The 17,466-nt window shown below is 58.0% G+C and carries 16 protein-coding genes; 13 read left to right on the top strand and 3 right to left on the bottom strand.

The features are described 5' to 3' along the window. Positions 1-68 precede the first annotated feature (68 nt). Both speA and yqgB read right to left on the bottom strand, forming a co-directional pair. The gene (gene speA, locus QZ766_RS11180; protein WP_297201736.1) at positions 69-2,045 is read right to left on the bottom strand and encodes a biosynthetic arginine decarboxylase; all 1,977 of its coding nucleotides are present in this window, start codon (positions 2,043-2,045) and stop codon (positions 69-71) included. Next, positions 2,038-2,184 (bottom strand): acid stress response protein YqgB, encoded by a 147-nt coding sequence (gene yqgB, locus QZ766_RS11175; protein WP_297201735.1) that lies wholly within the window; start codon positions 2,182-2,184, stop codon positions 2,038-2,040. Before yqgB ends, speA begins: the two co-directional genes overlap by 8 nt. A 768-nt stretch (positions 2,185-2,952) precedes the next feature. Here yqgB and metK point away from each other — a divergent pair. The 13 genes from metK (at position 2,953) to ruvX (ending at position 16,728) form a co-directional block, all read left to right on the top strand. After that, complete coding sequence (gene metK / locus QZ766_RS11170) at positions 2,953-4,104, top strand: methionine adenosyltransferase (protein ID WP_297201732.1); 1,152 nt, start codon at positions 2,953-2,955, stop codon at positions 4,102-4,104. 174 nt (positions 4,105-4,278) lie between these two features. Then, complete coding sequence (locus QZ766_RS11165; RefSeq protein WP_297201729.1) at positions 4,279-5,673, top strand: MFS transporter; 1,395 nt, start codon at positions 4,279-4,281, stop codon at positions 5,671-5,673. A 64-nt stretch (positions 5,674-5,737) separates the two neighbouring features. After that, on the top strand, positions 5,738-6,769 hold the full coding sequence (locus tag QZ766_RS11160) for a LacI family DNA-binding transcriptional regulator (RefSeq protein WP_297201726.1): 1,032 nt from the start codon (positions 5,738-5,740) through the stop codon (positions 6,767-6,769). 1 nt (position 6,770) lies between these two features. Continuing rightward, positions 6,771-7,754, top strand: coding sequence for a nucleoside hydrolase (locus tag QZ766_RS11155; protein ID WP_297201723.1), 984 nt, complete (start codon positions 6,771-6,773; stop codon positions 7,752-7,754). A 413-nt stretch (positions 7,755-8,167) separates the two neighbouring features. Next, on the top strand, positions 8,168-9,562 hold the full coding sequence (locus QZ766_RS11150) for a sugar porter family MFS transporter (RefSeq protein WP_297201720.1): 1,395 nt from the start codon (positions 8,168-8,170) through the stop codon (positions 9,560-9,562). Positions 9,563-9,847: 285 nt separating this feature from the next. Further along, positions 9,848-11,176 (top strand): hypothetical protein, encoded by a 1,329-nt coding sequence (locus tag QZ766_RS11145; RefSeq protein ID WP_297201717.1) that lies wholly within the window; start codon positions 9,848-9,850, stop codon positions 11,174-11,176. A 21-nt stretch (positions 11,177-11,197) separates the two neighbouring features. Continuing rightward, positions 11,198-12,502 carry an L-serine ammonia-lyase, iron-sulfur-dependent, subunit alpha gene (locus QZ766_RS11140; RefSeq protein WP_297201714.1) on the top strand — a complete coding sequence of 435 codons (1,305 nt, stop codon included), beginning with the start codon at positions 11,198-11,200 and terminating at the stop codon, positions 12,500-12,502. 80 nt (positions 12,503-12,582) lie between these two features. Beyond that, on the top strand, positions 12,583-13,083 hold the full coding sequence (locus QZ766_RS11135) for a SprT family zinc-dependent metalloprotease (RefSeq protein WP_297201712.1): 501 nt from the start codon (positions 12,583-12,585) through the stop codon (positions 13,081-13,083). 94 nt (positions 13,084-13,177) lie between these two features. Then, a complete protein-coding gene (gene endA / locus QZ766_RS11130; RefSeq protein WP_297201709.1) occupies positions 13,178-13,912 on the top strand; it encodes a deoxyribonuclease I in 735 nt (244 codons plus the stop codon). A 19-nt stretch (positions 13,913-13,931) separates the two neighbouring features. Then, entirely contained in the window at positions 13,932-14,663 is a 732-nt protein-coding gene (gene rsmE, locus QZ766_RS11125; RefSeq protein WP_297201707.1) for a 16S rRNA (uracil(1498)-N(3))-methyltransferase, read from the top strand. Positions 14,664-14,687: 24 nt separating this feature from the next. Further along, complete coding sequence (gene gshB / locus QZ766_RS11120; protein ID WP_297201704.1) at positions 14,688-15,635, top strand: glutathione synthase; 948 nt, start codon at positions 14,688-14,690, stop codon at positions 15,633-15,635. 113 nt (positions 15,636-15,748) lie between these two features. Next, positions 15,749-16,312 (top strand): YqgE/AlgH family protein, encoded by a 564-nt coding sequence (locus tag QZ766_RS11115; protein WP_297201701.1) that lies wholly within the window; start codon positions 15,749-15,751, stop codon positions 16,310-16,312. Continuing rightward, positions 16,312-16,728, top strand: coding sequence for a Holliday junction resolvase RuvX (gene ruvX / locus QZ766_RS11110; protein WP_297201698.1), 417 nt, complete (start codon positions 16,312-16,314; stop codon positions 16,726-16,728). Before QZ766_RS11115 ends, ruvX begins: the two co-directional genes overlap by 1 nt. A 39-nt stretch (positions 16,729-16,767) precedes the next feature. Here the strand turns inward: ruvX and QZ766_RS11105 are convergent, their stop codons facing one another. Next, the gene (locus QZ766_RS11105) at positions 16,768-17,421 is read right to left on the bottom strand and encodes a LuxR C-terminal-related transcriptional regulator (RefSeq protein WP_297201695.1); all 654 of its coding nucleotides are present in this window, start codon (positions 17,419-17,421) and stop codon (positions 16,768-16,770) included. Between the last annotated feature and the right edge of the window lie 45 nt (positions 17,422-17,466).

Raw genomic sequence — 17,466 nt, 5'->3', positions numbered from 1 at the left:
GTTTGAAGTGCGTTACTGCTGATAAGGGCAAATTATCGCCATAATTGCCGGCCGGTCAAGCCGCCCGCTTACTCATCTTCCAGATAAGTGTAGCCGTACAGGCCCGCCTCGAACTCTTCAAGGAACTGCTGCTGCAGCGCTTCGTCCAGCCCGGTTTGCTTAACCTGATCCCGGAACTGGATCAGCAGGGTTTTCGGATCCAGCTGCACGTACTCCAGCATGTCCGCCACGGTATCGCCTTCGTCCGAGAGTTCAACCTCGACGCTGCCGTCCGGGAAGACGAACACGTCAACCGCTTCGGTATCGCCGAACAGGTTGTGCATGTTGCCCAGAATCTCCTGGTAGGCGCCCACCATGAAGAAGCCCAGCATCGGCGGATTTTCCGGATCGTATTCCGGCATCGGCATGGTGGTGGCTATACCGTCGCCGTCCACGTAATGATCGATAGCGCCGTCGGAGTCGCAGGTGATGTCCAGCAGCACCGCGCGGCGCTCCGGCGAGTGGTTCAGCCCTTCCAGCGGCAGCACCGGGAACAGCTGATCGATGCCCCAGGCATCCGGCATTGACTGGAACAGCGAGAAGTTGACGTACATTTTGTCCGCCATCCGCTCCTGCAGCTCGTCGATAATCGGCCTGTGGGCGCGGTTGCTCGGATCCAGCTGCTTCTGCACCTCGTGACAGATGCTGAGGTAGAGCTGCTCGGCCCAGGCGCGCTCCTGCAGGCTGAAGTTGCCCGACGAGTAGCCGACGTGAATATCGTGCAGATCCATCTGACTGTCGTGCAGCCACTCGCGCAGGGAGCGGCGGGTGCCCGGCTCGTTCATCTCCTGCCAGGTTTCCCACATATTCTGCAGCGGGCGCGCGGCATCGGCGGACGGCGCGGACGGCGTGGTGTATTCATTGCGCTCAACGCCGATGATGTTCGACACCAGCACGGTGTGGTGCGCGGTGACCGCGCGGCCGGACTCGGTGATCACCGTCGGGTGCGGCAGATTGTTCTCTTCGCAGGCGTCGCCAATTGCCCAGATAATGTTGTTGGCGTATTCGTTCAGGCCGTAGTTGACCGAGCAGTCGGACTGGGAGCGCGTGCCCTCGTAGTCCACACCGAGCCCGCCGCCGACGTCGAAGCACTGAATATTGACGCCCATTTTATGCAGTTCGACGTAAAAGCGTGCCGATTCGCGCACGCCGGTGGCGATGTCGCGAATGTTGGCCATCTGCGAGCCGAGGTGGAAGTGCAGCAGCTGCAGGCTGTCGAGATGGCCCGCCTCGCGCAGGATCTCCACCAGCTGCAGCACCTGGGTGGCCGCCAGGCCAAATTTCGATTTTTCGCCGCCGGAGGACTGCCACTTGCCGGAGCCCTGCGACGCCAGACGTGCACGTACGCCGAGGCGCGGCACCACGTTCAGGCGCTCCGCTTCTTCGAGCACGATCGCGATCTCGGACATCTTTTCAATGACCAGGTAGACCTTGTGGCCCATCTTCTCACCGATGAGCGCCAGCCGGATATACTCCCGGTCTTTGTAGCCGTTGCAGACGATCACGCTGCGGGTCATGCCGGCGTGGGCCAGCACCGCCATCAGCTCGGCTTTAGAGCCGGCTTCCAGTCCCAGCGGTTCGCCGGAGTGGATCAGCGACTCAATCACCCGGCGGTGCTGGTTAACCTTGATGGGATACACCAGAAAGTAGTCGCCGTGGTAGCCGTAGGATTCGCGGGCGCGCTTGAACGCCGCGTTAATGGAGCGCAGGCGATGCTGGAGGATCTGCGGGAAGCAGAACAGCGCCGGCAGGCGCTGGCCCTGGGCTTCGCGGGCCTTTACCAGCTTCGCCAGATCGACGCGCGCATCCGGCACGTCAGGATCCGGGCAGACGCTAATGTGCCCGAGTTCGTTGACGTCGTAATAGTTGTTGCCCCACCAGGCAATATTGTACGTGCGCAGCATTTTGCTGGCTTCCTGAGAGTTCATTGCTACCTCCTGCATGGAGCGGAGTACACCCTGTTCGCCGGCTGACGCAGGGGAAGAGAAAGACATGTCGTCAGACATAGCGAACCTCACATTGTGTTGAAAGTGTAAAACAGCTAATGACTATCGCAATGTTGCTCTGCGATAACAACCTATAAGCGGCGCCGACATCCAGCAGACTATGCTGAAAGTGGGCCGGGGCGACCGGTTTTATGTTCATTTCAAATCGACAACACGTACTCCGGGAGACATCGCCGGAGAAACCACGAGAATACTCCTGAAGCAGGAGCGCCCTTGTCCGGTTACCTCTGCGCCTTTACGGCTCGGGGTTCCAGGGATGTGCCATGATGGGAAAACGTCGGCAGGTTTGCATCGCGGGGATGCAGAGTGCGGGGATCGCATGCGCGCCTGAACGGTGCTGCGGATTCAGCGAAGAACGTGGGTTCATTATTTCGTATCACCTCCACGCCGGACACCGGGGACCAGCGACAAGCCAAAGCCAATCAGTACACTGCTTAAACCCGGCTGGAAGTGGCGACACGAGAGAACTCAACGTGTGCTTTTGTAGTAGCCGCGCGCGGCGATTTATACCGGGACGGCGGATAAAAAGCAAAATAAAAATGTGCAGAGTTTCAGCACTCTCGGCGAAGATTGGCGCCGCGGTGATGCTGCAAGATGAGATGTGCATCAAAAAAAACTGGCAATGCGTCAATTAAGTGACCTAGAATAGCCATCCAGATGTTAATCCATCTATACCTGTCATACTTCAAGCTGCATATGCGTTGGCTGCGTTCGTTCACCCAGGTCGCTTACAGAAGTCAAGCTCCCCGGGATTCACTCACTTGCCGCCTTCATGCAGCCCGAATTATTTAAGGTAAATACCGATTAACACTCAGACTTCTTGTGCTTATGCCTGCTGGCCATCGTGAAAGCCCCAATAATGCACGACAGTTTGAGCTAACCGTCTTCCTTTCAGGTGAAATTAAACATGGCAAAACACCTCTTTACGTCCGAGTCCGTCTCTGAAGGGCATCCTGATAAAATCGCTGACCAAATCTCCGACGCCGTACTTGATGCGATCCTGACTCAGGATCCGAAAGCGCGCGTTGCGTGTGAAACCTACGTCAAAACCGGCATGGTGCTGGTGGGTGGCGAAGTCACTACCAGCGCGTGGGTCGATATCGAAGAGATCGCCCGCAGCACGGTTCGCGAAATTGGTTATGTGCATTCTGACATGGGCTTTGACGCCAACTCCTGCGCCGTACTGAGCGCCATCGGCAAGCAGTCTCCGGATATTAACCAGGGCGTTGACCGCGCCGATCCGCTGGAGCAGGGCGCGGGCGACCAGGGCCTGATGTTCGGCTACGCCACTAACGAAACCGACGTGCTGATGCCGGCGCCAATTACCTACGCGCACCGTCTGGTTGAGCGTCAGGCTGAAGTGCGTAAAAACGGCACCCTGCCGTGGCTGCGCCCGGATGCGAAGAGCCAGGTAACCTTCCAGTACGACGACGGCAAAATCGTCGGTATTGATGCGGTAGTGCTCTCCACCCAGCACGCGGAATCTATCGATCAGAAATCCCTGCAGGAAGCGGTGATGGAAGAGATCATCAAACCGATCCTGCCGACCGAATGGCTGACCAGCGCCACCAAATATTTCATCAACCCGACGGGCCGTTTCGTGATCGGCGGACCAATGGGCGACTGCGGCCTGACCGGCCGTAAAATCATCGTTGATACCTACGGCGGCATGGCTCGCCACGGCGGCGGTGCGTTCTCCGGTAAAGATCCGTCTAAAGTTGACCGCTCTGCGGCCTACGCGGCACGCTACGTGGCGAAAAACATCGTTGCCGCAGGTCTGGCCGACCGCTGCGAGATCCAGGTTTCCTACGCCATCGGCGTGGCCGAACCGACCTCTATCATGGTAGAAACCTTTGGCACCGAAAAAGTGCCGACCGAGCAGCTGACCCTGCTGGTACGCGAGTTCTTCGACCTGCGTCCGTACGGCCTGATCCAGATGCTGGATCTGCTGCACCCGATCTATCAGCAGACCGCCGCCTACGGCCACTTCGGCCGCGAAAGCTTCCCGTGGGAAAAAACCGACAAAGCCGCGCTGCTGCGCGAGGCTGCCGGTCTGTAATTCCTTACAGGCTGTTCGCAACAGGGCTCATGCGCAGGCATGAGCCTTTTTTCTTTTCTTCCCGCCGTCATATTCTCGTCATTTAGTTACCGCAGTCTCAGTTTTGAAGGATTTATTTGATCAATCTACGCGCGTAGATACACTGTGCGCGATCTGATGACAGCGAGTATTGCAATGACCACAACCTCACACTCTCACGCCCCTTCGGACGCGCAGCACGCGGCGGAAGAGCGGCTGGCAACCCCGGAAGGCAGGCGCGACTTTATCCGCGCCACCTTCTCCTGCTGGCTCGGCACCACCATGGAGTACGCCGACTTCGCCCTGTACGGCCTGGCGGCGGGCATTATTTTTGGCGACGTCTTTTTCCCGGACGCCACGCCGGTAATGGCGCTGCTTTCCAGCTTTGCCGCCTACTCGGTGGGCTTTATTGCCCGCCCTATCGGCGCGCTGCTGTTCGGCTGGATAGGCGATCGCTACGGGCGCAAGCTGGTGATGGTGATTACTATCGCGCTGATGGGCGTCTCTACTACGCTTATCGGGCTTATCCCCGGTTACGCGCAAATCGGCGTCTGGGCGCCAACCTGCCTGGTTATTCTGCGCTTCTCCCAGGGGCTTGGCGCGGGCGCGGAGCTCTCCGGCGGCACCGTGATGCTCGGCGAATACGCCCCGGCGAAGCGCCGCGGTCTGGTTTCGTCGATTATCGGACTCGGCTCCAACAGCGGTACCCTGCTGGCCTCTCTCACCTGGCTTTTAGTCCTGCAGATGGATAAAGAGTCCCTGCTCGCCTGGGGCTGGCGCATTCCGTTCCTGTGCAGCATGCTGATTGCCATCGTGGCGCTGCTGATCCGCCACCAGCTTCGCGAAACCCCGGTCTTCGAGCGGCAGAAAGCCCTGCTGGCAGAGCAGCGCGCGCAGAGTCGGGAAAAAGGACGGGTGCAGCAGCAGCGGGATCCGCGCAGCTTCTGGCAGCGCACCCGCGCCTTCTGGACGATGGTCGGCCTGCGCATCGGCGAGAACGGCCCTTCCTATCTCGCCCAGGGCTTTATTATCGGTTACGTAGCCAAAGTGCTGATGGTGGACAAATCCGTGCCGACGCTGGCGGTGCTGATCGCCTCGATTCTCGGGTTTGCCATTATTCCGCTGGCGGGCTGGCTTTCGGACCGCTACGGTCGCCGCATCGTCTATCGCGCCTTCTGCTTTTTACTGATGCTGTATGCGTTCCCGGCCTTTATGCTGCTGGACTCACTCAATCCGGCGGTCATCATTCCGACGATCGTGGTCGGCATGGGACTGGCCTCGCTGGGCATCTTCGGCGTGCAGGCGGCCTGGGGCGTTGAGCTATTTGGCGTCACCAACCGCTATACCAAAATGGCCTTCGCCAAAGAGCTGGGTTCGATTCTCTCCGGCGGCACCGCGCCGCTGGTGGCTTCTGCCCTGCTCTCCTGGACCGGACACTGGTGGCCGATTGCGGTTTACTTTGCGGTGATGGCGGGCATCGGTTTCGTGACCACCTTCTTTGCGCCGGAAACTCGCGGCCGCGATTTAAACCTGCCGGAAGACGCCATTTGATTCTCAATCCGCGGGCAACGCTTTATGCTGTGGCGCTCATCGTCCGCAACAGAGCAGGTGTTTTGTGAGCAAGCCTCCCGTACAGCGCGTAACCCGCGCCGATATCGCCAGAGAAGCCGGGACCTCAGTGGCCGTGGTCAGCTACGTGATTAACGACGGCCCGCGCCCGGTGGCGCCCGCCACCCGCGAGCGGGTGCTGGCGGCGATCGAGAAAACCGGCTACCGGCCTAACGGCATTGCCCGGGCTCTCGCCAGCGGCACCACGCGCACCTACGGGCTGGTGGTGCCAAACATCGCCAATCCGTTTATCTCCTCTATGGCGCACGCCCTGCAGCGCGAGGCCTTTGCCGATGGCAGAGTGCTGCTGCTGGGCGACGCCGGCGACGACCGCCAGCGGGAGCGGGAGCTGATCAACAACCTGCTGCACCGCCAGGTCGACGGCCTGATCTACACCAGCGTCGATCGCCATCCCTATATCGATATGATCCAGGCCAGCGGCACCCCGCTGGTGATGCTGGACTGTGTTGCGCCGGAGATTGCGGTTAGCGCCATTCAGGTCAACGAGCAGCAGGCCGCGCGGCAGGCCACTCTCCACCTGATACAGCACGGCTACCGCGAGATTGCCATAATCTGCGGGCCGCGGGAGATGCTGAATACCCGGGACCGGCTCGCCGGCTGGCAAATGGCGCTGGAAGAGGCGGGACTGCCCGCCCGTCCCGAGTGGATTTTTTCCACCGACTACACCCGCCGGGGCGGCTACGATGCCGCGCAACAGATGCTGCAGGGCAACCTGCCCCGGGCGCTGTTCGCCAGCAACGAGCAGCAGGCCTTCGGCTGCCTGCGGGCGCTGGCGGAGCGCGGCCTTACGGTGCCGGGCGATCTGGCGCTGGTGTGCTTTAACGGCACCGATGAATCGGCCTTTTGCGTACCGTCCCTCACCGCCGTGCGCCAGCCGGTCGCCCGGATGGCGAAAAAAGCCATTGAGATGCTCAAGCAGTGGGACGGCGAGCCGCGCCGCTGCGAATTTACCTTCGAGCTGGAGATCGGCGAGTCCTGCGGCTGCCGCCCCGGCGGACACTTACCGATAGCTGAGTAATATGAAACGTTTAATTATTGACTGCGATCCGGGCAACGGCATTGCCGGTGCTAACGTCGACGACGGCCTGGCCCTGGCGCTGGCGCTGGCCGCGCCGGAAATCAGCCTTGAGCTGATCACCACCGTCTCGGGAAATACCCCCGGCGAGGTGGGCTACAGCGTGGCGCTGGACTTCGTGCGCCGCTTTAATGCGTCGGCCGATGTCGCTCGCGGTGCCTCCTCCGCGCTGGTAGAGCCCGCCGCGCCGTGGCGCAGGCAGCTCGACGGCAAGGTCGACAGCGCGGGGCTGCGCCACCTGTGGAACGATGTTCAGGCCCCGGAGACGGTTCCCGACGTTGCGCCGCTGGCGGTGCAGAAGATGGGCGAGCTGATTTGCAACCATCCCGGCGAGATAACGCTCGTGGCAATCGGCCCGCTCACCAACGTGGCGCTGGCGATGCAGCTTTATCCGCAAATGGCCAGCGCCGTGAAGCAGATTGTGATTATGGGCGGCGCGTTTAACGTACCGGGCTACCTGAAGGACACCAACTTCGGGCTCGATCCCGAGGCCGCCCGGGCAGTGCTCGTCAGCGGCGCAAACATAGTGCTGGTGCCGATGGACGTTACTACCCGAACGATGATGACCCACGCAGATTTAGACCAGCTGGCCGCCCTCGGCAACCCGCTCGCCGATTATCTGGTGCAAACCATCCGCCCGTGGATGGACTTTTCGATGCAGACCCGCCAGCTGCCGGGCTGCTGGATCCACGACGTGCTGACGGTGGCCTGGCTGCTGGACCCCACGCTCGCCACCGCTGCCGAGGATACGGTTGAGGTTTCGCTGCAGGGCATCAGCCGCGGCAAAAGCTTCCGCTGCGGCCCGGAGAGCCTGCGCCTGTCGGTCAACGTGCCCGCGCCCGCAGGCGCGCCGGTAACCATCCTCGAAACCGTCGATAACGCGCGCCTTCTGGCGCTGATTGAGCGCAATATCGCGCGCTACGCCTGAGTACGGCGGTAAAATCCGCCGCCGCGCGACCTGTGCGGCGGCGGCGCACGCTTTACGCCGGTTTATCAAACGATGAGCTTATCGTGCGGATATGCTGCCGTTTCACCCTAAAGACGCTACGCTTAATTGAACCCGCTAACCACGCTGTGGAAGCGATTACCCTTTCCACCTGCCCCTGAATACGTTGAAACATTCCAGTTGTTACCAGTTACATTCTTTTCAGCGATTTCCTAACACTTTGTCTACTTTTGTTAAGCTATAATTCTATTTAACTGTTTTATAACAACAAAAACAACTTACCCAAATTGACAATAGTGTAAGCGATTACACCATTGTGATTAGCCTCACATCTTTTTACCGGGCCCTAACCTACCCTTTACATCGTAAAAATTGATAATCCAACTGGAGAGCATATGCCTGGCAATAATAAAAAAGGGCGTTCAAATAAGGCAGTAACGTTCTTTGTCTGCTTCCTCGCGGCCCTGGCGGGATTGCTGTTTGGGCTTGATATCGGCGTTATTGCGGGTGCCCTACCGTTCATCGCCAAAGACTTTCAGATTGACTCTCATACTCAGGAGTGGGTAGTCAGCTCGATGATGTTTGGCGCAGCAGTGGGTGCGGTCGGCAGCGGCTGGCTCTCCTATCGCCTCGGTCGTAAGAAGAGCCTGATGATTGGCGCAGTGCTGTTTGTTTTAGGCTCCCTCTGCTCCGCGGCAGCGCCAAACGTTGAGATCCTGCTTATCTCCCGCGTTCTGCTGGGCCTGGCGGTGGGTGTTGCTTCTTACACCGCCCCGCTCTACCTGTCGGAAATTGCGCCGGAGAAAATTCGCGGCAGCATGATCTCCATGTATCAGCTGATGATCACCATCGGTATTCTGGCGGCTTATCTGTCTGATACCGCGTTCAGCTACAGCGGCGCGTGGCGCTGGATGCTGGGCGTCATCATCATTCCGGCCATACTGCTGCTGGTTGGGGTGATCTTCCTGCCGGACAGCCCGCGCTGGTACGCCGCCAAGCGGCGGTTTAACGATGCCGAACGCGTGCTGCAGCGCCTGCGCGACACCAGCGCAGAGGCAAAGCAGGAGCTGGAAGAGATCCGCGAAAGCCTGAAAATCAAGCAGACCGGCTGGGCGCTGTTTAAAGACAACAGCAACTTCCGCCGCGCGGTGTTCCTCGGCGTGCTGCTGCAGGTGATGCAGCAGTTCACCGGTATGAACGTCATCATGTACTACGCGCCGAAAATCTTCGAAATCGCCGGCTACACCAACACCACCGAGCAGATGTGGGGCACGGTGATTGTCGGCCTGACCAACGTGCTGGCAACCTTTATTGCGATCGGCCTGGTAGACCGCTGGGGACGCAAGCCGACGCTGGTGCTGGGCTTCCTGGTGATGGCGGTCGGCATGGGCGTACTGGGCACCATGATCCACACCGGCATTCATTCGCCGACGGCGCAGTACTTTGCCGTAGCGATGCTGCTGATGTTTATTGTCGGCTTCGCCATGAGCGCCGGCCCGCTGATTTGGGTGCTGTGTTCTGAAATCCAGCCGCTGAAAGGCCGCGACTTCGGTATCACCTGCTCAACGGCCACCAACTGGATTGCCAACATGATCGTCGGTGCAACCTTCCTCACCATGCTCAACACGCTGGGCAACGCCAACACCTTCTGGGTATACGGCGGCCTGAACGTGCTGTTCATTCTGCTGACCCTGTGGCTGGTACCGGAAACCAAGCACGTGTCGCTGGAGCATATCGAGCGCAACCTGATGCGCGGCCGCAAGCTGCGGGAGATTGGTTCGCAGGATTAAGGGCATTTGACATAAAAAGGCATCCGTCATCCGGATGCCTTTTTTGTTTTCTTTTTTGAGGTTGGGCACATTTATCCTGATTTTTTCTTTATTACTCATTTTTGAGAGAATTTTTTTCTAACAGTCGCCAAAAACCATATAAACATTGCAATAATTTTCTCTCCCCTCCCCGCTATTATCGTTTCTATTCCAATAATAAACGCCTGCCCCTCTGACTCATTATCGCTGGTGAACAGAATTCAATAATAAAAATTCTTCTACCCTACAAATATAAGCGAGAGCCTCATGGAAACGGCGAGCAATATCCAGTCAACAGGAAGTGCCTCACAGCGGCACCCTTCCGGAATGCGTGAAGCGGAGTGGCACGAAGCCATTAAATTCGACAGTACTGATACCGGCTGGATCATTATGAGTATCGGTATGGCCATTGGCGCAGGAATAGTTTTCCTACCCGTGCAGGTAGGGCTGATGGGCCTGTGGGTCTTTCTGCTCTCCTCTGTTATTGGCTATCCGGCAATGTACCTCTTCCAGCGTCTTTTTATAAACACGCTGGCTGAATCGCCGGAATGCAAAGATTATCCCAGCGTGATTAGCGGCTACCTCGGTAAAAACTGGGGCATTCTGCTCGGTGCGCTCTATTTTGTGATGCTGGTTATCTGGATGTTCGTCTATTCCACGGCGATCACTAACGACAGCGCCTCTTATTTGCATACCTTCGGCGTGACTGACGATTTGTTATCTAAAAATCCGTTCTATGGTCTGCTGCTGATCTGCATCCTGGTGGCTATCTCTTCCCGCGGTGAAAAGCTGCTGTTTAAAATCTCCAGCCTGATGGTACTAACCAAGCTGTTTGTGGTTGCTGCGCTCGGGCTTTCAATGATTGGCATGTGGCATCTGTATAACGTTGGTGCGCTCCCGCCGGTCGGGCTGTTAATTAAAAATGCCATCATCACGCTGCCCTTCACCTTAACGTCCATTCTCTTTATTCAGACACTCAGCCCGATGGTTATCTCCTACCGCTCGCGGGAAAAGTCCGTAGAAGTTGCTCGCTACAAAGCGCTCAGAGCAATGAATATTGCGTTCGGCATTCTGTTCGTGACGGTCTTTTTCTATGCAGTCTCCTTCACCCTGGCCATGGGCCACGATGAAGCAGTAAAAGCCTACGAGCAGAACATTTCAGCACTGGCGATTGCGGCCCAGTTTATTAACGGGGAAGGCGCGAGCTGGGTCAAAATTGTTAGCGTGATCCTCAATATTTTTGCGGTGATGACGGCATTTTTCGGCGTTTATCTCGGCTTTCGGGAAGCCACTCAGGGCATCGTGATGAACGTGCTGCGCAGAAAAATGCCCGAAGACAAAATCAACACCCGCGCCGTACAGCGCGGCATCATGTTATTCGCTATCTTGCTGGCCTGGAGCGCCATCGTGCTGAACGCGCCGGTCCTCAGCTTTACCTCAATCTGCAGTCCCATCTTTGGCATGGTTGGCTGCTTAATTCCCGCCTGGCTGGTGTGGAAGGTACCCGCTTTGCATAAATACAAAGGAGTATCGCTGGTCATTATCGTTATTACCGGCCTGCTGCTTTGCGTATCACCATTTCTCGCGTTTTCATGAGTCGTTATTAAGGTCAACACAATGTATAAGCCACTGAACCCATTATGGAATGCCTTTATTCTCATCCTGCATGAAGAGGTTAAACCCGCGCTCGGCTGTACAGAGCCTGTTTCTCTGGCGCTGGCTAGCGCCATCGCGGCAGGTCAGCTTGAGGGTGAAATCACGCATATTGAGGCCTGGGTTTCTCCCAATCTGATGAAAAATGGATTAGGCGTTACGGTACCCGGCACCGGCATGGTGGGCTTGCCTGTCGCCGCTGCGCTGGGCGCGGTTGGTGGCAATCCTGATGCGGGCCTTGAGGTACTTAAAGATGCGACAGAGGAGGATATTGCCCTGGCAAAAGCGCTGCTGGCACAAAACAAAGTGCGGGTAATGCTGCAGGAACCCTGCGACGAGCTGGTCTACTCCTGCGCTAAAGTTTACGCCGGAGAAGAGTGGGCAAGCGCGACACTTTCCGGGGGGCACACCCGAGTGGTTGAAATCAGAAAGCAGGATCGCATCTGCTTTTCTCTTGACGAGCAGGCGGCAGACATCGCGCAGTCGCCGCTGGAAGCGCTTTCCCGCACCTCACTGCAGGAGATCGTAACTTTTGCGCAAGAAGTTCCACTCGATAAGATCCGCTTTATTCTCGACGCCGCCCGCATTAACGATGCGCTCTCTCAGGAGGGCCTGCATGGAAAATGGGGACTTCACGTCGGCAGAACGCTGCAAAAGCAGGGTCTGCGCGGCTTAATAGCCCAGGATTTGTCTTCCAGCATCGTTATTCGCACCAGCGCCGCATCCGATGCGCGAATGGGCGGCGCCACGCTGCCCGCGATGAGTAACTCAGGCTCGGGCAATCAGGGCATTACCGCCACCATGCCGGTGGTAGTGCTGGCCGAGCATTTGCAGTCCGACGAAGATGAGCTGGCGAGGGCGCTGATCCTTTCCCATCTGAGCGCGATTTACATTCACTACCAGCTGCCGCGCCTCTCCGCACTCTGTGCCGCGACCACCGCGGCAATGGGGGCCGCAGCAGGGATGACGCTGCTGCTGGATGGCGATTATCGAAGCATTTCAATGGCAATAAGCAGCATGATAGGCGACGTCAGCGGCATGATTTGCGACGGGGCGTCTAACAGCTGCGCCATGAAGGTATCCACCAGCGTCGGCAGCGCGTGGAAGTCAGTCCTGCTGGCACTGGATGATTCGGCGGTGACCGGCAATGAAGGGATCGTCGCCGGCGATGTTGAGGACTCCATCGCCAACCTCTGCGCGCTGGCCCGAAACGCCATGCAGGCAACCGATCGCCAGATTATTGAAATTATGGCGCATAAAGCGTCCTGAATATCCCCAGCCCACGGGCCGCAATCAGCGGCCCGTTCTTTATTTGCACTCCTTTCAGCAGCGCTCTATCATCACCCGCTATGAAATCCCCCCGAATCCCCATCGCCCTTCAGCAGGCGGTTATGCGCTGCCTGCGGGAAAATCTCGCGCTGGCTAACCAGAAGCTGGAGCGGCACTATCCAGAACCGGCGCTGCTCTGGCAGCAGCGCGGCACCGCCGCGGGCACCGCGTGGCTGGAAAGTTACGAAATTCGCCTTAATCCGGTGTTGCTGCTGGAAAATCAGCAGGCGTTTATCGACGAAGTGGTGCCCCACGAGCTGGCCCACCTGCTGGTGTGGAAGCATTTTGGCCGCGTGGCGCCCCACGGCAAAGAGTGGAAATGGATGATGGAAAGCGTGCTCGGCGTGCCCGCCCGCCGCACCCACCGGTTCGAACTCGACTCCGTGCGTAAAAACACCTTCCCCTACCGCTGCGGCTGCCAGCAGCACCAGCTGACCGTTCGCCGCCACAATCGTGTGCTGCGCGGCGAGGCCATCTACCGCTGTGTTCACTGCGGCCAGCCGCTGGTGCCTGAAAAGTAACCTGCGGAAATATCTGGAAGTTTTCTGATCTGACTGATTGCATCTGACACTGCCATTCGCTACGTTGCGGGCTCGTTTTGACACGGAGTTCGTGATGTCCCGTAATGGTTTTTTAATGCTGGCGATGGCTGCCGGCCTGTTTTCGCTTTCGGCCCAGGCGGCCGGTATTCACAACTTTGCGCAGGCTAAAAAAGCAGGCGTGAAGATCAACGCCGACGCGCCCGGCGATTTTTACTGCGGCTGTAAAATCAGCTGGCAGGGGAAAAAAGGCGTTATCGATCTGGCGTCCTGCGGTTATAAAGTGCGGAAAAATGAGACGCGCGCCGAACGGGTCGAGTGGGAGCACGTGGTTCCGGCCTGGGAGTTCGGCCACCAGCGCCAGTGCTGGCAGGACGGCGGGCGTAAAAATTGCGCCAAAGATCCGGTTTATCGCCAGATGGAAAGCGATATGCACAATCTTCAGCCCGCGGTGGGCGAGGTTAATGGCGATCGCAATAACTTCAAGTACAGCCAGTGGAACGGCGGCGAACAGCAGTACGGTCAGTGCGCCATGAAAGTCGATTTCAAGGGGAAAGTGGCCGAACCGCCCGCCCGCGCCCGCGGTGCTATTGCTCGTACCTACTTCTATATGCGCGACCAGTATCAGCTGCGCCTCTCCCGCCAGCAGACCCAGCTTTTCAGCGCCTGGGACCGGCTCTATCCGGTCAGCCAGTGGGAGTGTATCCGCGACGAGCGCATTGCCCGGGTGCAGGGCAACCACAATCCTTACATCCAACGCGCTTGCCAGGCGCAAAAGAGCTACCCTACACTAGCGTCAAACGTAAACTGATATCCGGAAGTTCTGAACTATGCGCATTCCCCGCATCTATCATCCCGAGCCCGTTACTGTGGGAAGTCATGTCGCCCTCAGCGAAGATGCCGCCAATCACGTTGGCCGCGTATTGCGCATGGGCGCGGGCCAGGCTATTGCGCTGTTTGATGGCAGCAACCAGCTTTTTCAGGCCGAAATCACCGAGGCCAGCAAGAAAAATGTGCAGGTGAAGATCCTCAGCGGCGAAACCGACGATCGCGAATCGCCGCTGCATATTCATCTCGGTCAGGTAATGTCCCGGGGCGAGAAGATGGAGTTCACTATCCAGAAGGCGATTGAACTCGGGGTAAGCCTCATTACGCCACTCTCTTCCGAGCGCTGCGGCGTTAAACTGGACGCCGAACGCCTGAATAAGAAGATTCAGCAGTGGCAGAAAATTGCCATCGCCGCCTGCGAGCAGTGCGGGCGCAATGTGGTGCCGGAAATTCGTCCGGCCATGAGCCTTGAGCAATGGTGCGCCGAAGAAGAGAGCGGCCTGAAGCTCAATCTGCACCCGCGCGCCAGCGCCAGCATCAATACGCTGCCGCTGCCGGTTGAGCGGGTGCGGCTGCTGATTGGCCCGGAAGGCGGCCTCTCCGCTGACGAAATTGCCATGACCGGACGTTACGCGTTTACAGATATTCTGCTCGGCCCGCGGGTACTGCGCACGGAAACCACCGCGCTGACCGCAATTACTGCGCTGCAGGTACGTTTTGGCGACCTCGGCTAATCAAAGGCTTCAAGGAGACAAGAGATGATTAAGCTCGGCATCGTGATGGATCCCATCGCGGAGATCAATATCAAGAAAGACTCCAGCTTCGCCATGCTGCTGGAAGCGCAGCGTCGTGGTTACGAGCTTCACTATATGGAGATGAACGATCTCTATCTGACCAACGGCGAAGCCCGGGCCACCACCCGCCTGCTCAGCGTCGAGCAGAACTACGACGGCTGGTACACCTTTAACGGCGAGCAGGATATCGCGCTGGCGGATTTGGACGTGGTGCTGATGCGCAAAGATCCGCCGTTCGACACGGAGTACATCTACGCCACCTATATTCTTGAGCGCGCAGAAGTGAAGGGCACGCTTATCGTGAACAAACCGCAGAGCCTGCGCGACTGCAACGAGAAACTGTTCACCGCCTGGTTTGCCGATCTCACCCCGGAAACGCTGGTGACCCGCAGCAAGGCGCAGCTGAAAAGCTTCTGGGAAAAACACGGCGATATTATCCTCAAGCCGCTGGACGGCATGGGCGGCTCGTCGATTTTCCGCGTTAAGCAGGGCGATCCTAACCTGCCGGTGATTGCCGAAACCCTGACCGAGCTGGGTACCCGCTATTGCATGGCGCAGAACTATCTGCCGGCGATCAAAGAGGGCGACAAGCGCGTGCTGGTAGTGGACGGCGAACCCATACCTTACTGCCTGGCGCGTATTCCGCAGGGCGGCGAAACCCGCGGTAACCTGGCCGCAGGCGGCCGCGGCGAACCGCGCCCGCTCTCCGAAAGCGACTGGGAAATTGCCCGCAAAGTCGCACCGGTGCTGAAAGAGAAAGGCCTGATCTTCGTCGGGCTGGACATTATCGGCGACCGCCTGACCGAAATTAACGTCACCAGCCCGACCTGCATCCGCGAAATCGAAGCCGAGTATCCCATCTCCATCACCGGCATGCTGATGGACGCGATTGAGAAACGTCTCGCTCAGTAACGCTTTTTCACGGCGGGCCCGTCGCCCGCCCACATCATCCTAAGTGACAGCGCCCTGCTTTAATCGCATACTGGGCGCTGCTGCTTTTTAAACCAGGAACAGAACCTCTGACAATGAATTTACAGCACCACTTTCTTATTGCCATGCCTGCTCTTCAGGATCCGATGTTCCGCCGCGCCGTGGTCTACATTTGCGAACACAATGAAGACGGCGCGATGGGCATTATTATCAATAAGCCTATGGAAAACCTTAAGGTTGAAGGCATTCTTGAAAAGCTTAAAATCACGCCGGAGCCGCGCGATCCGTCTATTCGCCTGGATAAGCCGGTGATGGTTGGCGGCCCGCTGGCGGAAGATCGCGGCTTTATTCTGCATACCTCGCCGTCCTCTTTTGCCTCCAGCATCCGCATCTCCGACAATACGGTGATCACTACCTCGCGTGACGTGCTGGAAACACTCGGCACGCCCGATCAGCCGTCTGACGTGCTGGTGGCGCTGGGCTACTCCTCCTGGGAGAAGGGACAGCTGGAAGAGGAGATCCTCGAAAATGCCTGGCTCACCGCCCCTGCCGACATGAACATTCTGTTTAAGACGCCGATAGCCAACCGCTGGCGCGACGCAGCGCGCCTGATTGGCATCGACATTCACACCATGCCCGACGTTGCGGGGCATGCCTGATGAGCGGCACTCTGATCGCATTTGATTTCGGCACCCGCAGCATCGGTACGGCGGTAGGCCAGCGCATCACCGGCACGGCCAGACCGCTGGCGGCGCTGAAGGCCCAGGAAGGTACGCCGGACTGGAATTTGATTGAGCGCCTGCTGAAAGAGTGGCAGCCGGAAGCGGTGATTGTCGGCCTGCCCCTGAATATGGACGGCACCGAACAGCCGCTTACCGCCAAAGCCCGCAAGTTTGCCAACCGCATCCAGGGCCGCTTTGGCGTAAAAATTATTCTTCACGATGAAAGGCTCAGCACGGTTGAAGCCCGCGCCGGCCTGTTTGAGCAGGGCGGCTACCGCGCGCTCAATAAAGGCAAGATAGACTCCGCGTCCGCGGTAGTAATTCTGGAAAGCTTCTTCGAGCAGGGCTACTGATTCAGGCCCGGCGGCAGCGCTGCGGGCCCGATCGGCGCATCAGTGGCGCAGGTTTTCGTTGGCCCAGCTGACCGCCTGAGTGCGGTTTTTAACGCTGAGCTTGCGGAACACGTTATACAGATGGGTACGCACGGTATTTTCGCTGATAAACAGCGCCCGGGCGATATCGACGTTGGTTGCGCCGTGGCGCAGTTCGTTAAGGATTTCGCACTCGCGCTCGGTTAACGGAATACTTTCCTGCTCGCGGGGCTTTTTTTCCACCGCGTACATTGCCGGGTGCATCACGCTCAATTCAGCCGTCTGTTCACCGTTAAGTACGGCTTTAATGCCCTCAATTAAACGTGATTCATCATCATCGTGGCGGAATACGCCATACAGCGCCGGCCACTTCGCCATTTCGTACAGCTCATATTTTTGTGCGCTATTAATAATCAGCAGGCGCGGATTCTCGGTGTGGGATTCAATAATTTCGCGCCAGATCCCATTAAGCTTTTTGTTGGATACCGCAATATCAAACAGCACCACGGTTCCCTTCTCTAACTGTTCGGTCAGCGGCTTGTTAATATTGTGTACCGTTACCGGTACCGAAAGCAGGCCAGCAATGTGGCTGGCAAATGCGTTCGCCTGGATGGAGGGATGAGTAATGAGCGTAATCAGTCGGGATTTGTCTGGAAACTCTGTTACATCAAGCATTTAAAAACTCTCCATAGTTGAAACTCACCTTCATGGTGATTAAAT

Source organism: uncultured Pluralibacter sp. (assembly GCF_913775985.1).
In the GTDB taxonomy this organism is placed as follows: Bacteria; Pseudomonadota; Gammaproteobacteria; order Enterobacterales; family Enterobacteriaceae; genus Pluralibacter.
This window is presented reverse-complemented; position numbering and strand designations above follow the sequence as displayed.

Bases quoted from the DNA above. Each gene is read 5' to 3' on its own strand.
- speA (WP_297201736.1), bottom strand. From the start codon at position 2,045: ATGTCTGACGACATGTCTTTCTCTTCCCCTGCGTCAGCCGGCGAACAG.
- yqgB (WP_297201735.1), bottom strand. From the start codon at position 2,184: ATGAACATAAAACCGGTCGCCCCGGCCCACTTTCAGCATAGTCTGCTG.
- metK (WP_297201732.1), top strand. From the start codon at position 2,953: ATGGCAAAACACCTCTTTACGTCCGAGTCCGTCTCTGAAGGGCATCCT.
- QZ766_RS11165 (WP_297201729.1), top strand. From the start codon at position 4,279: ATGACCACAACCTCACACTCTCACGCCCCTTCGGACGCGCAGCACGCG.
- QZ766_RS11155 (WP_297201723.1), top strand. From the start codon at position 6,771: ATGAAACGTTTAATTATTGACTGCGATCCGGGCAACGGCATTGCCGGT.
- QZ766_RS11150 (WP_297201720.1), top strand. From the start codon at position 8,168: ATGCCTGGCAATAATAAAAAAGGGCGTTCAAATAAGGCAGTAACGTTC.
- QZ766_RS11145 (WP_297201717.1), top strand. From the start codon at position 9,848: ATGGAAACGGCGAGCAATATCCAGTCAACAGGAAGTGCCTCACAGCGG.
- QZ766_RS11140 (WP_297201714.1), top strand. From the start codon at position 11,198: ATGTATAAGCCACTGAACCCATTATGGAATGCCTTTATTCTCATCCTG.
- QZ766_RS11135 (WP_297201712.1), top strand. From the start codon at position 12,583: ATGAAATCCCCCCGAATCCCCATCGCCCTTCAGCAGGCGGTTATGCGC.
- endA (WP_297201709.1), top strand. From the start codon at position 13,178: ATGTCCCGTAATGGTTTTTTAATGCTGGCGATGGCTGCCGGCCTGTTT.
- rsmE (WP_297201707.1), top strand. From the start codon at position 13,932: ATGCGCATTCCCCGCATCTATCATCCCGAGCCCGTTACTGTGGGAAGT.
- gshB (WP_297201704.1), top strand. From the start codon at position 14,688: ATGATTAAGCTCGGCATCGTGATGGATCCCATCGCGGAGATCAATATC.
- QZ766_RS11115 (WP_297201701.1), top strand. From the start codon at position 15,749: ATGAATTTACAGCACCACTTTCTTATTGCCATGCCTGCTCTTCAGGAT.
- ruvX (WP_297201698.1), top strand. From the start codon at position 16,312: ATGAGCGGCACTCTGATCGCATTTGATTTCGGCACCCGCAGCATCGGT.
- QZ766_RS11105 (WP_297201695.1), bottom strand. From the start codon at position 17,421: ATGCTTGATGTAACAGAGTTTCCAGACAAATCCCGACTGATTACGCTC.